This is a genomic window from Pantoea sp. JV6, from assembly GCF_025910055.1.
GTDB classification, from domain to species: Bacteria; Pseudomonadota; Gammaproteobacteria; order Enterobacterales; family Enterobacteriaceae; genus Pantoea; species Pantoea agglomerans.
On the sequence record NZ_JAPCIM010000002.1, the window covers coordinates 640,048 to 653,908 of the forward strand.

General features: G+C 56.4%; 12 protein-coding genes. 6 read left to right on the top strand and 6 right to left on the bottom strand.

What is annotated here, in order from left to right; translation table 11 throughout:
- The first annotated feature begins 7 nt into the window (after positions 1-7).
- Entirely contained in the window at positions 8-1,012 is a 1,005-nt protein-coding gene (gene ruvB / locus OK412_RS03585) for a Holliday junction branch migration DNA helicase RuvB (RefSeq protein WP_010258640.1), read from the top strand.
- Here the strand turns inward: ruvB and znuB are convergent, their stop codons facing one another.
- Both znuB and znuC read right to left on the bottom strand, forming a co-directional pair.
- Complete coding sequence (znuB, locus tag OK412_RS03590; RefSeq protein WP_010258643.1) at positions 1,013-1,798, bottom strand: zinc ABC transporter permease subunit ZnuB; 786 nt, start codon at positions 1,796-1,798, stop codon at positions 1,013-1,015.
- Positions 1,795-2,550 (bottom strand): zinc ABC transporter ATP-binding protein ZnuC, encoded by a 756-nt coding sequence (gene znuC, locus OK412_RS03595; protein WP_010258646.1) that lies wholly within the window; start codon positions 2,548-2,550, stop codon positions 1,795-1,797. The genes znuB and znuC overlap by 4 nt, the downstream gene beginning before the upstream one ends.
- Before the next feature lie 77 nt (positions 2,551-2,627).
- Between znuC and znuA the strand changes: the two genes are divergently transcribed.
- From znuA to lpxM, 3 genes are all read left to right on the top strand, one after another.
- On the top strand, positions 2,628-3,575 hold the full coding sequence (gene znuA / locus OK412_RS03600; protein WP_033757918.1) for a zinc ABC transporter substrate-binding protein ZnuA: 948 nt from the start codon (positions 2,628-2,630) through the stop codon (positions 3,573-3,575).
- Between the two features lie 13 nt (positions 3,576-3,588).
- Positions 3,589-4,920, top strand: coding sequence for a murein DD-endopeptidase MepM (gene mepM / locus OK412_RS03605; RefSeq protein WP_010258653.1), 1,332 nt, complete (start codon positions 3,589-3,591; stop codon positions 4,918-4,920).
- A 125-nt stretch (positions 4,921-5,045) separates the two neighbouring features.
- On the top strand, positions 5,046-6,020 hold the full coding sequence (lpxM, locus tag OK412_RS03610; protein ID WP_022625518.1) for a lauroyl-Kdo(2)-lipid IV(A) myristoyltransferase: 975 nt from the start codon (positions 5,046-5,048) through the stop codon (positions 6,018-6,020).
- A 120-nt stretch (positions 6,021-6,140) separates the two neighbouring features.
- Here lpxM and OK412_RS03615 read toward each other — a convergent pair whose 3' ends face one another.
- The 3 genes from OK412_RS03615 to OK412_RS03625 all read right to left on the bottom strand — a co-directional run bounded on the left by OK412_RS03615 (position 6,141) and on the right by OK412_RS03625 (position 9,887).
- A complete protein-coding gene (locus tag OK412_RS03615) occupies positions 6,141-7,373 on the bottom strand; it encodes an MFS transporter (protein ID WP_264352692.1) in 1,233 nt (410 codons plus the stop codon).
- 84 nt (positions 7,374-7,457) lie between these two features.
- Positions 7,458-8,900: a pyruvate kinase gene (pyk, locus tag OK412_RS03620; RefSeq protein WP_033757915.1), complete on the bottom strand. Its 1,443-nt coding sequence runs from the start codon at positions 8,898-8,900 to the stop codon at positions 7,458-7,460.
- A 117-nt stretch (positions 8,901-9,017) separates the two neighbouring features.
- Positions 9,018-9,887 (bottom strand): MurR/RpiR family transcriptional regulator, encoded by an 870-nt coding sequence (locus OK412_RS03625; RefSeq protein ID WP_187484296.1) that lies wholly within the window; start codon positions 9,885-9,887, stop codon positions 9,018-9,020.
- Between the two features lie 364 nt (positions 9,888-10,251).
- Here OK412_RS03625 and zwf point away from each other — a divergent pair, with 364 nt between their 5' ends.
- Both zwf and OK412_RS03635 read left to right on the top strand, forming a co-directional pair.
- On the top strand, positions 10,252-11,727 hold the full coding sequence (gene zwf / locus OK412_RS03630; RefSeq protein ID WP_010258671.1) for a glucose-6-phosphate dehydrogenase: 1,476 nt from the start codon (positions 10,252-10,254) through the stop codon (positions 11,725-11,727).
- Positions 11,728-11,941: 214 nt separating this feature from the next.
- Positions 11,942-12,580: a bifunctional 4-hydroxy-2-oxoglutarate aldolase/2-dehydro-3-deoxy-phosphogluconate aldolase gene (locus tag OK412_RS03635; RefSeq protein ID WP_010258674.1), complete on the top strand. Its 639-nt coding sequence runs from the start codon at positions 11,942-11,944 to the stop codon at positions 12,578-12,580.
- Positions 12,581-12,614: 34 nt separating this feature from the next.
- On the opposite strand, the gene purT is transcribed toward OK412_RS03635, so the two are convergent.
- Entirely contained in the window at positions 12,615-13,793 is a 1,179-nt protein-coding gene (gene purT / locus OK412_RS03640) for a formate-dependent phosphoribosylglycinamide formyltransferase (RefSeq protein ID WP_264352693.1), read from the bottom strand.
- Positions 13,794-13,861: the final 68 nt, after the last annotated feature.

Consider the following 13,861-nt stretch of genomic DNA (forward strand, 5'->3'; position numbering starts at 1 on the left):
GTAAGTCATGATAGAAGCCGACCGCCTGATCTCCGCTGCCAGTATCAGCGAAGAAGAGGTTATTGACCGCGCTATTCGCCCGAAGATGCTGACCGAGTATGTCGGTCAGCCGCAGGTGCGTGAGCAGATGGAGATTTTCATCAAGGCAGCGCAACTGCGCGGCGATGCGCTCGATCATCTGCTGATCTTCGGTCCGCCGGGACTGGGTAAAACCACCCTGGCGAACATCGTGGCCAACGAGATGGGCGTTAATCTTCGCACTACTTCAGGTCCGGTGCTGGAAAAGGCGGGCGACCTGGCGGCGATGCTGACCAACCTTGAACCGCATGACGTCCTGTTTATCGATGAAATCCATCGCCTCTCACCGGTGGTGGAAGAGATACTCTACCCGGCGATGGAAGATTATCAGCTGGATATCATGATCGGCGAAGGCCCGGCTGCGCGCTCAATCAAGCTCGATCTGCCGCCGTTTACCCTGATTGGCGCCACTACGCGTGCTGGCTCGCTGACCTCGCCGCTGCGCGATCGTTTTGGCATTGTGCAGCGGCTTGAGTTCTACCAGGTTAAAGATTTGCAGCACATCGTGGGCCGCAGCGCCGCCTGTCTGGGTCTGGCGCTGAGTGACGAAGGGGCGTTAGAGATCGCCCGTCGCGCCCGCGGCACACCGCGTATCGCCAACCGCCTGCTGCGCCGCGTTCGTGACTTCGCCGAAGTGCGGGCAAATGGTGACCTGAGCGGTGAAGTCTCCTGCAGCGCGCTGGATATGCTTAACGTAGACAGCGAAGGGTTCGATTATATGGACCGTAAACTGCTGCTGGCGATCATCGACAAATTTATGGGTGGGCCGGTGGGGCTGGATAACCTGGCTGCTGCCATTGGTGAAGAGCGCGAAACCATCGAAGATGTGATTGAACCCTTCCTGATTCAGCAGGGCTTCATTCAGCGCACACCGCGTGGCCGGATGGCCACGCAGCACGCTTATCGTCACTTCGGCATTACGCGCGAAGAGTAATTAGACTGCTGGTTTCCGGACCATACTGAAAATAAACAGGATGGCGGCGCAGAGCACCACTGACGGCCCGGCAGGGGTGTCGTAGAAGGCGGAGAAGGTCAGGCCGCCGGTGACGGCAATCACCCCGATGACTACGGCGACGGCCGCCATGCCTTCCGGTGAACGCACAAAGCGACGAGCGGTCGCAGCGGGGATAATCAGCAGTGAGGTGATAATCAGCGCACCCACGAACTTCATTGCCACTCCGATAGTCAGTGCCGTGACCAGCATCAGGATCAGACGGGTACGCTGGATATTGACGCCGTCCACCTGTGCCAGTTCCGGGCTGATGGTCATCGACAGCAGCGACCGCCACTGCCACGCCATCACCAGCAGCACGATCACCACGCCGCCACCCATCATCCAGAGGTCGTCTGGCGTCACCGCCAGCAGATCGCCAAACAGATAAGCCATCAGATCGACGCGAACGTTCTTCATCAGGCTGACCACCACCAAGCCCAGCGACAGCGCGCTGTGCGCCATAATCCCCAGCAGGGTATCGATAGCCAGATGTGGACGACGCTCCAGCCAGACCAGTCCCAGCGCCAGGCAGACCGTAACCAGAATCACCGCGTAGTAAGGATTCACGTTAAACAGCAGGCCAAATGCCACGCCCAGCAGAGAGGCATGTGCCAGAGTATCGCCGAAATAGGACATCTTGCGCCAGACAACAAACGATCCCAGCGGACCGGCAGCCAGCGCTAACATCACACCGCCTATCCAGCCCGGTAATAACAACTCAATCATGATGGACCCTGTCCTTTGCGTAAAACGATACGTCCCTGAAGGTCGTGACGGTGATTATGATGATGACGATAAATCGCCAGCTCCTCCGCGCCGCGCGGACCAAACATGGCGATAAATTCCGGATGCTGCGATACCGCTTCCGGGGTGCCGGAACAACAGATGTGATGGTTAAGGCACAGCACTTCGTCGGTTTTGGCCATCACCAGATGCAGATCGTGGGAGACCATGAGTACGCCGCAGTTCAGTTCAACACGTAACTGATTGATAAGGTCATAGAGTGACACCTGACCATTCACATCCACACCCTGGGTAGGCTCATCGAGTACCAGCAACTGAGGCTGATTCAGCAGGGCGCGCGCCAGCAGCACACGCTGGGTTTCACCACCGGAAAGCTTTTGCAGCGGGGCGTTGAGCAGGTGACCCGCCTGCACGCGTTTCAGTGCCGGCAGGATCTCGGCGTTTTTGCTGCCACGGGTCAGACGCATAAAGCGTTCAACGGTCACCGGCAGGGTCGGGTCGATGTGCAGCTTCTGTGGCACATAGCCAATTCGCAGACCGGGATCACGCTGAACGGAACCGGTGGTGGGAGCGAGCAGTCCCAGCACCACACGCACCAGCGTTGATTTTCCGGCACCGTTAGGACCCAGCAGGGTGAGGATGCGGCCAGGCTGCAGTGCCAGGCTGACACCGGATAACACATTGCGCTGGTTAAACTTTATCGAAACATTATCGAGTGTGACAAGTGAGGTCATAGTATTTACAGGTTGCACAGAATTTCGAATGTTATAATATCACATTCCACCTCATGGTCACGATGGAATGACGCAATATGTTACATAATAAAAAGGGCGCAATTTTCGCCTTAACTGCTTTCTCCGTTACAGCTTCGTTAACCCTTCCAGCTCAGGCGAATGTCGTGGCTTCACTCAAACCGGTAGGGTTTATCGCTGCGGCCATTGCCGATGGTGTCACACCGGTTGATGTTCTGCTACCGGACGGTGCCTCTGAACACGACTATTCCCTGCGGCCCTCAGATGCAAAACGCTTAAAAAACGCGGACTTAGTTGTATGGGTCGGGCCTGAAATGGAAGCCTTTATGGCGAAGTCTGCGGCTGAACTTCCGGCCCAAAAAAACCTCGCGATGGTGAACATCGACGGGGTAAAACCGTTATTGATTAGCGGTGGTGAAGATGAAGATGAACACACAGCGGAAAAATCCGAAGAACAGGAGGCCGATGCCCATCACCATCATCACGGCGAGTTTAATATGCACCTGTGGTTGTCGCCAGAGATTGCGCGCAAGACCGCGGTTGCAATCCATGGAAAATTATTGGAACTTATGCCGCAAGATAAAGCCAAACTTGACGCCAACCTCCAGCAGTTTGAGGTAGCTTTGGCGGACACGGACAAACGCGTTAGCGCACAACTCGCTCCGGTCAGAAATAAAGGATATTTCGTTTTTCACGACGCTTACACGTACTTTGAAAAACAATACGGTCTCTCGCCCACCGGGCACTTTACCGTCAATCCTGAAATTCAACCGGGCGCTCAGCGTTTACATCAGATACGAACACAGTTGGTTGAGCAAAAGGCGGTCTGCGTCTTTGCTGAGCCACAATTCAGGCCAGCAGTCATCGATGCTGTCGCCCGCGGAACGCAGGTGCGTAAAGGCACGCTCGATCCCCTGGGAACAGACATCAGCTTAGCCAAAGACAGCTATGTGAAATTCCTCTCACAACTGTCGAGCCAGTATGAAAGCTGCCTGAATGGAGCATGAGGAATAGGTAAAAGTGCAGCAGATAGCCCGCTCTGTCGCCCTCGCATTTAATAATTTGCCGCGCCCCCACCGCGTAATGCTGGGTTCTTTAACTGTAGTCACTCTGGCCGTCGCTGTCTGGCGGCCTTACGTTTATCATCCTTCGGATGATGTGACGCCCATCGTCAAAAACATTGAACTGGATAAGAACACCTTCCGCACGCTGTTGCCGGAAGCCAGTGAGCCTATCGATCAGAGCACACCGGAACCGGAAGAAGAATTGCCTGCGGACGATGTGGACACTGACGTGCCCGAAACGGCCGGTGTTCACGACTACACCGTTTCATCCGGCGATACCCTGAGCAGTGCCCTGAATCAGTATGGCATCGACATCAGTGACATTAATGCGCTGGTGATGAGCGATCGCGACCTGCGTAATCTGCAGGTTGGTCAGCAGCTGAGCTGGACGCTGGATGATGATGGCGGCCTGAAAACCCTGAGCTGGGAAATTTCCCGCCGTGAAACCCGCACCTATGAGCGCACCCCTAAAGGTGGCTTTAAGATGGATGCGGAGATGCAGAAGGGTGAATGGCGCAACAGCGTGATGCAGGGCGAAGTGCGCGGCAGTTTTGCCGCCAGCGCCCAGCGTGCCGGACTGAGCAGTGCCGAAGCCAGCGCCGTGATCAAAGCGCTGCAGTGGCAGATGGACTTCCGTAAGCTGCGTGCGGGTGACCAGTTCAGCGTACTGATGTCACGCGAAATGCTGGATGGCAAGAGTGCGCAAAGTCAGTTGCTGGGTGTGCGCCTGCGTAGCGGGGGTAAAGACTATTACGCTTTCCGCGCCGAAGATGGCAAGTTTTACGATCGCAGCGGCTCCGGTCTGGCGCGCGGCTTTATGCGCTTCCCGACGGTTAAGCAGTATCGTGTCTCCTCTAACTTTAATCCGCGTCGTCTTAACCCGGTTACTGGCCGCATTGCGCCTCATAAAGGCGTCGACTTTGCGCTGCCGATCGGTACGCCGGTGCTGGCAGTGGGTGATGGTGAAATAGTGGTGGCGAAGAACGGCGGTGCCGCGGGTAACTACGTCGCCATTCGTCATGGCCGTCAGTATATGACGCGCTATATGCACATGAAGAAAGTGCTGGTGAAGCCAGGTCAGAAAGTGAAGCGTGGCGACCGTATTGGACTGTCAGGCAACACCGGACGATCTACCGGGCCGCATCTGCATTTCGAAATCTGGATCAATAATCAGGCGGTCAACCCATTAACGGCGAAACTACCGCGCATGGAAGGCCTGACCGGTAAAGATCGCAGCGATTACATGGCACAGGTTAAATCCTGGCTGCCTCAGCTGGGTCTGAAGTAAGCGAATTTCGTCAAATCGCGCAAAAACCGACGGGTTTCCCGTCGGTTTTTTGCTATATGGCGCAGGATGATTGCAAATTTTCAGGTCGTCACTATCATTAGCCGGTCATTGCTTGAGGCGAGTGCATGGAAACCCGTAAAAAAAATAACACTGAATTTATTCCCGTTTTTGAACGTTCTTTTCTCAAACCTAAATACTGGGGCAGCTGGCTGGCGATTGGTGGTCTGGCCGCGATGGCGATGCTACCGCCGAAAGTGCGCGATCCTCTGCTGGGTCGGTTAGGCAAATTCGCCGGTAAGCTGGCAAAGGGTGCACGGCGCCGTGCGCTGATTAACCTCTATTACTGTCTGCCGGAACTCAGCGAGGCGCAGCGTGCGACGCTGGTCGATGAGATGTTTGCGACGGCACCGCAGGCGATGGCAATGATGACCGAGCTGGTGCTGCGCGATCCGGCACGTATCCGTGAACGTGTAGAGTGGCATGGTCGTGAAATTATCGACCAGATGAAAGCGGAGCAGCAGAATGTGATTTTCCTGGTGCCGCACGGCTGGGCGGTGGATATCCCCGCCATGCTGCTGGCGTCAGAAGGTCAAAAGATGGCGGCGATGTTCCATAACCAGAGCGATCCGCTGATGGACTATGCGTGGAACACCGCACGCCGCGGTTATGGCGGACGGCTGCATGCGCGCAACGACGGAATCAAACCCTTTATCAGTTCAATCCGCCAGGGCTACTGGGGCTACTACCTGCCCGATCAGGATCATGGCCCGGAGCAGAGTGAGTTCGTCGATTTCTTTGCTACCTATAAAGCGACGCTGCCTGCGGTAGGGCGACTGATGAAAGTCTGCCGCGCGCGTGTGGTGCCGCTGTTCCCGGTTTATAACAGCAAAACGCATAAGCTTGAGATTTATGTGCGTCCGCCGATGGACGATCTGCTGGAAGCCGACGATCACCAGCTGGCTCGCCAGATGAATGCAGAAGTGGAAGTGTTTGTCCGCCCGCATCCCGAGCAGTACACCTGGATCCTCAAGCTGCTGAAGACCCGTAAAGAGGGTGACATCGAGCCCTATTCGCGCAAAGATCTCTATCCGCGCAAATAGCAAAAAGGCCGCGAAAGCGGCCTTTTCTTATCACTTAATCGCTGGCTACAGGAGTATGCTCCCGTCGCTTTGAGCTTCTGAGCGGCCTGCTCAGGGCAAACCTGTGGCTGGGCAGCCTGTTTATAACGCTTCCAGCCTGCTGCGACGTTTGCGCTCGCGCATAAACAGGATCACCAGGCCAAACCAGAGCACGCCGCTGATAAAGTTGACCAGGCAGAACCACAGCGTGCCGCCGCTGAAGTAGCCGCTTTTCGCCAGTTCAATTCCCACCGCCAGCGTCATAATACTGATCATCCCCAGCATCGCTGCCACGCTGCCTTTGCCTTCGTTGCTGGCGTAGAGCGTCAGGCGATACAGTCCGGCATTGACCATGCCAGCACCAAAGGCGTAGAGACTCAGGCCAGCGGTTATCAGCAGATAACCGTGGCTGTTCATCTGGCTCGCCACCAGCGCCAGGCTCAGACCAATCAGAATCGGCCAGGCGGCGAACTTCACCGGCTGCTCAATCGGCACGCGTCCCGCCAGCTTACTCAGCGTCAGGTTACCGGCGATCATCGCCAGAAACACCGGCAGCTGCAGCAGGGCGTACTGCATACGCGACAGACCTTCGTCGTGCATCAGGATCACCGGCGAAAGGGCAACCCAGGTGAGGATCGGGATAAACACCAGCCCGATAGCGAAGGAACCAAACATCACCAGCCGGTCTTTCATCAGCCGGCCATAGTTGCGCGCCAGATTGGGCAGGGCGATGGAGTGACTGCGGTCACCAGCGGTTTCGGGCATCACACGCCACAGCACCACAAAGGCGACCAGGCTGCAGGCGGCAAACAGCCAGAACATGCTGCGCCAGCTGCCAATGGTGAGCCAGGCTGCACCGGCAAGCGGACCCGCCAGCGGAGCCAGCAGCGCCACGTTGGCCATCAGCGCCATCATGCGCACCGCCAGCGCCTCATCAAAAGCTTCCTGAATTGCGGCATAGCCGACCGCGCCGATAAAGCAGAGGCTGATGCCCTGAATAAAGCGCAGGCTGACAAATTCTTCAATCGAGCTGACCCAGTGCATCAGCATGCAGGCGACGGCAAAAAACAGGATGCCGAAGAGCATTACCGGTCGCCGGCCAAACTTATCAGAGAGAGGACCCAGCAGCCATTGCAGCACCACGCCGCCAATCAGGTAGGCGGTCAGGGAGGTGGAGACCCATTCAGGGCCGACGGAAAATTCGCTGGTGACGATCAGCATGCCAGGCTGGATCATGTCATGAGCAATATAGGTGGCAAACTCGAACAGCACTAACGCCAGAGGAAAGAGTAAAATTCGGCCGGTAAGCTGGCTGATGGGGTGGAAACGGGCCATCTGGCCTCCTTGTCAGAAAAGAAAACGCGACTGGCAGGCAGTCGCGTCGTTTATTCTACACCGACAATGTAAACCCGGGCTCAATTAATCCACGCGCAGCACACGTGTGGTATTGGTGGTGCCGGTGGCGCCCATCACATCGCCCTGCGTCACAATGACCAGATCGCCAGAGACCAGGAAGCCTTTGTCGCGCAGCAGGTTAACCGCATCGTGCGCGGCAGCCACACCGTCGTTATTGCTGTCGAAGAACACCGGCGTTACGCCGCGATAGAGCGCGGTGAGATTCAGCGTGCGTTCATGGCGTGACATGGCAAAAATCGGCAGGCCCGAGGTAATGCGTGAAGTCATCAGCGGGGTACGGCCCGACTCGGTCATGGTGATGATCGCGGTGACGCCCTGCAGGTGGTTCGCGGCGTACATGGACGACATAGCAATCGCTTCTTCAACGTTGTCGAACTGCACGTCCAGACGATGCTTGGAGACGTTGACGCTCGGGATCTTCTCCGCGCCCAGGCAGACCTTCGCCATCGCTGAGACAGTTTCAGCCGGATACTGGCCCGCTGCGGTTTCCGCAGAGAGCATCACGGCATCGGTGCCATCCAGCACGGCATTCGCCACGTCCATCACTTCTGCGCGGGTCGGCATCGGGTTAGTGATCATCGACTCCATCATCTGGGTCGCGGTAATGATGGTGCGGTTAAGCTGGCGGGCACGACGAATCAATGCTTTCTGAATGCCGACCAGTTCCGGATCGCCAATCTCAACGCCCAGATCGCCACGCGCCACCATCACCACATCAGAGGCCAGAATGATGTCATCCATCGCTTCCTGGCTGGCGACCGCTTCGGCACGTTCTACTTTTGCGACCAGTTTGGCGTCACAACCCGCTTCGCGCGCCAGACGACGTGCCAGATTCATATCTTCACCACAGCGTGGGAAAGAGACGGCTAGATAGTCGACGCGGATTTTGGCGGCAGTGATGATATCCGCTTTATCTTTTTCGGTCAGCGCTTCAGCTGAGAGTCCGCCGCCCAGTTTGTTAATGCCTTTGTTGTTCGACAGCGGGCCACCCACGGTGACTTCGGTAAACACTTTCATGTCCTGAACTTCCAGCACTTTCAGCTGCACGCGGCCATCATCCAGCAGCAGGATATCGCCCGGCACTACATCTGCAGGCAGGCCTTTGTAGTCGATACCGACGCGCTCTTTATCCCCTTCGCCTTTACCCAGATTGGCATCCAGCAGGAAGCGGTCGCCGATATTCAGGAAAACTTTGCCTTCTTTGAAGGTTGAAACACGAATTTTTGGACCCTGGAGGTCACCGAGGATGGCCACGTGGCGACCCAGTTTTGCGGCAATCTCACGCACTTTATCGGCGCGGATCTGGTGATCTTCTGGCGTGCCGTGAGAGAAGTTGAGTCGTACAACGTTCGCGCCGGCAGCGATGATTTTTTCTAAATTATTATCACGATCGGTGGCCGGGCCGAGGGTTGTAACGATTTTGGTTCTTCTGAGACGTCTTGACATCGAGGACTCCGTAAACATTTAAGCGTGCCCTGGTCTGTGGACACAGCATGGTTATCTATTCTATATGATCGACGGGTTGTGATACGACTCACATTGTAAATGTGATGTTAATTTTTTTTACTGATCATCCTTTTCCCGAATGGTGTGCTTTTCGTAACGCGACGCTTTCAACGCCTCTTTCACGCGTTTCAGGTTTTCCCGGAAGGGCGCACCCCGTTCCAGAGTGAAACCGGTCGCCAACACATCGATCACGGTCAACTGCGCCAGGCGCGATACCATCGGCAAATAGATATCCGTATCTTCCGGTACATCAAGCACTAAAGCTATCGCTGCTTCATGGGCAAGGGGAGAATCGGCAGAGGTGATGGCTATAACGGTGGAACCGTTTACACGGGCCAGGCGAGCCAGTTCTACCATATTTTTTGTGCGTCCAGTATGCGAAATGAGAACAAAAACGTCACCGGCTCGACTATTTATGCAACTCATGCGCTGGATCACAATATCGTCTGACCAGATGACCGGCAGATTAAAGCGCAGAAATTTGGTAAAGGCGTCATGCGCCACCACAGCGGAAGCCCCCAGCCCGAAAAAGGCAAGTTTGTCAGCCTGAGTAATCAGGGTGACGGCCTGCTGCAGTTGGGCGCTATCCAGTTGATCCCGCACCCGCTGCAGCCCTGCCAGCGCCGAGTCAAAGATTTTGTGGCTGTAGTTCTCCACACTGTCATCGTCCTCCACGCCCCGGCTGACCCAGTTGCTGCTTTTCACCAGGCTCTGCGCCAGTTGCAGCTTAAAGTCGGGAAAGCCGCGCGCGCCCAGTCGATGACAGAAGCGATTCACCGTGGGTTCGCTGACGCACGCTTCGCGCGCCAGGGTCGCAATGCTGGAGTGCATCGCCGCCTGAGGCGCAGCCAGAATCTGCCGGGCGACTTTCTGTTCCGCATTGCTGAGCGCGGCGAACTGCGCCTCAATTTTTTCCAGCATATTCATAAGCCGATGACCATAATCACTTTTACCAATTTCAATTATCCCTGTCGTCAGAGTCAATTTACAGAGACTATATCGTGTCAGCACCTGCCAGGCGCAACGGCGGACAAGTCGATTGCCCTTTTTTTTGGGATACTTTGACCGGTGCCTGATTTTCCTGACACCAACAGACACAGAAAAAACCGGCAATACGCACGTGTCATCACACGCGCTTAGCACATCCGGTACAGAGTTAATGCGGTTGACCCGGCGAGTCGGTTTACCTGGCGCGGGGAAAAAAGTACATTGTGCTCAAAGAAAATAATAACCTGGACCCGGTGGCAGAGGATGCATCACCACCGGACTATCCTGCAACGAGGAGAGGAAAATGGCGGTAACACAAACAGCCCAGGCATGCGATCTGGTGATTTTCGGTGCCAAAGGCGATCTTGCACGCCGTAAACTGTTGCCTTCACTGTACCAGTTAGAGAAAGCGGGGCAGATCCACGAGGAAACCCGCATTATTGGTGTCGGCCGTGCCGAGTGGGATAAAGCGGAATACACCAAAGTGGTACGTGAAGCGCTGGAAACCTTCATGAAGGAGAAGATTGACGAAGCGCTGTGGGACAAACTCAGCAATCGTCTCGACTTCTGCAACCTCGATGTCAACGACACCACGCACTTCCCGAAACTGGGCAAGATGCTGGACCAGAAAAATCGCACCACCATCAACTACTTCGCCATGCCACCCAGCACCTTTGGCGCCATCTGCCAGGGGCTCGGCACCGCGAAGCTGAATGCTAAACCGGCGCGCGTAGTGATGGAGAAGCCGCTGGGCACCTCACTGGAAACCTCGCAGGAGATCAACGACAGCGTTGGTGAGTACTTTGATGAGAGCCAGGTGTTCCGTATTGACCACTATCTTGGCAAAGAGACCGTGCTTAACCTGCTGGCGCTGCGCTTTGCTAACTCTATCTTCGTGAATAACTGGGATAACCGCACCATTGACCACGTCCAGATTACCGTGGCCGAAGAAGTGGGTATCGAAGGCCGCTGGGGTTACTTCGATAAAGCGGGCCAGATGCGCGACATGATCCAGAACCACCTGCTGCAGATTCTGACCATGATCGCCATGTCGCCGCCGTCCGATCTCAGCGCCGACAGCATCCGTGACGAAAAAGTTAAAGTGCTGCGCTCGCTGCGCCGCATCGATCAGACCAACGTGCGTGAGAAAACCGTTCGCGGCCAGTACACCGCCGGCTTTGTGCAGGGCAAAAAAGTGCCTGGCTACCTGGAAGAAGAGGGTGCCAATAAGTCGAGCGCCACAGAGACCTTCGTGGCAATACGTGTCGATATCGACAACTGGCGCTGGGCGGGCGTGCCGTTCTACCTGCGCACCGGTAAGCGTTTGCCGACCAAGTGTTCAGAAGTCGTGGTCTACTTCAAAAACCCGGAAATGAACCTGTTTAAAGACTCCTACTCCGAGCTGCCTCAGAACAAGCTGACGATTCGTCTGCAGCCGGACGAAGGGGTGGATATCGAGATCCTGAACAAAGTGCCGGGCCTCGATCACAAGCACAAACTGCAGACCACCAAGCTGGATCTGAGCTACTCCGAGACCTTTAACCAGTCGCACCTTGCCGATGCTTACGAGCGTCTGCTGCTGGAGAGCATGCGCGGTATCCAGGCGCTGTTTGTGCGTCGCGATGAAGTGGAAGCCGCATGGACCTATGTCGATTCCATTATCGACGCCTGGGCTGCGGATGGTGACTCTTCCAAGCCGTATCAGGCGGGCACCTGGGGCCCGGTGGCCTCAGTGGCGATGATTACCCGCGATGGCCGTTCGTGGAACGAGTTCGAATAACGGAAGTGATGATGAAGCCCGCAACGCGGGCTTTTTTTTCGCCCTTAAACCGGGCCAGTCAACACGAATAAAATTGAACTGCCGTTTCAAATTGGTCGCAGGATGATAGACGCTCAGGAAGTTGATCATGTATGGTAGTGACGCAATTTACAGGGCAGGAGCCGATGCTCCATGACCGGGTCGCAATCCCGGTGTTATCAAGCAAGGGGAACTGATGAAAAACTGGAAAACGAGTGCAGAACAGATTCTGACCACCGGACCTGTGGTGCCGGTCATCGTTGTGAACAAACTGGAACACGCCGTGCCGATGGCAAAAGCGCTGGTGGCAGGCGGTGTCAGAGTGCTGGAAGTGACGCTGCGCACGCCAGTGGCGATGGATGCCTTACGTGCGATGATTAAAGAAGTGCCGGATGCGATCGTCGGTGCGGGAACGGTGATTAATCCGCAGCAGTTACAGGAAGTGACCGATGCAGGTGCGCAGTTTGTGATCAGCCCTGGCGTCACCGAGTCGCTGCTGAAAGCGGCCGTTGAAGGGCCGGTGCCATTGATTCCCGGCATCAGCACCGTTTCTGAGTTAATGACCGGTATGGACTACGGTCTGCGCGAGTTCAAGTTTTTCCCGGCAGAAGCAAACGGCGGCGTTAAAGCGCTGCAGGCGATTGGCGGACCCTTCCCGCAGGTGCGATTCTGCCCGACCGGCGGCATCTCTCCGGCGAACTACCGTGACTATCTGGCGCTGAAAAGCGTGCTGTGCATCGGCGGTTCCTGGCTGGTGCCCAACGACGCGCTGGAAGCGGGCGACTGGGATCGCATCACCCGCCTGGCACGCGAAGCTGTTGAAGGCGCGAAGTAAGTTATGGCGGTGAGCGTCTGCTCACCGCACACGTTTACCCCTGAACCGTGACCGCTGCTGCGCTGGCAACGGCACGCGCAATCGCCTGATCGGTGCTGTCACCGCTGGCGAGCGCCACGCCCAGACGACGCTGACCGCTGATTTCCGGCTTGCCGAACAGACGCAGTTGCAGACCGGCACCCAGCGCCGCTTCGACATTCACAAACTGCACATTCTGGCTGGTCAGTTGCGGCAGAATAACGGCGGACGCTGACGGACCATACTGGCGAATCGCGCCAATCGGCAGACCGAGAAACGCCCGCACGTGCAGCGCAAACTCTGACAGATCCTGCGAAATCAGCGTCACCATGCCGGTGTCGTGTGGACGCGGCGAAACTTCGCTGAATATCACCTCATCACCGCAGACAAACAGCTCAACGCCAAACAAACCATAGCCACCCAGCGCCTGAACCACCTGCGCGGCAACATCCTGCGCCCGTTGCAGCGCCACATCACTCATCTGCTGCGGCTGCCAGGATTCACGATAATCGCCATCCTCCTGACGGTGACCAATCGGCGCACAGAAATGAATGCCATCGACTGCGCTGATGGTGAGCAGGGTGATCTCGAAATCGAAGTCGACAACGCCTTCGACAATGACGCGTCCGGCACCCGCGCGGCCACCCTGTTGCGCATAGTCCCAGGCGTTATCGAGCTGGCTGGCGTTGCGGATAAAGCTCTGACCTTTGCCGGATGAACTCATCACCGGCTTCACAATGCAGGGAAAGCCGATTTCGGTAGCCGCTTCATCAAAGCGTGCCTTGCTATCGGCAAAGCGATAGCGGGAGGTCGGCAGAGAGAGCTCTTCAGCCGCCAGTCGACGAATCCCTTCGCGGTTCATGGTCAGCCACGCGGCACGGGCAGTCGGCACCACGCGCTGGCCTTGCTGCTCCAGCTCAACCAGGGTCTCCGTGGCGATGGCTTCGATTTCCGGTACGACAAAATCAGGCTTCTCTTCAGCGATTAACGCTGCCAGTGCCGCGCCATCCAGCATGTTAATCACATGGCTGCGATGGGCGACGTGCATCGCCGGGGCATCGGCGTAACGATCAACCGCGATCACTTCCACACCCAGACGCTGACACTCCAGCGCCACCTCTTTACCCAGTTCACCTGAACCCAATAGCATCACACGCGTTGCTGCCGGACGCAGCGCTGTTCCGAGAGTCGTCATACATTCACCTAAGCAGTCAAAATTCGCGCGCAAGTATAAACGAAAACGTTTGCGTTCTCATCTTTCGT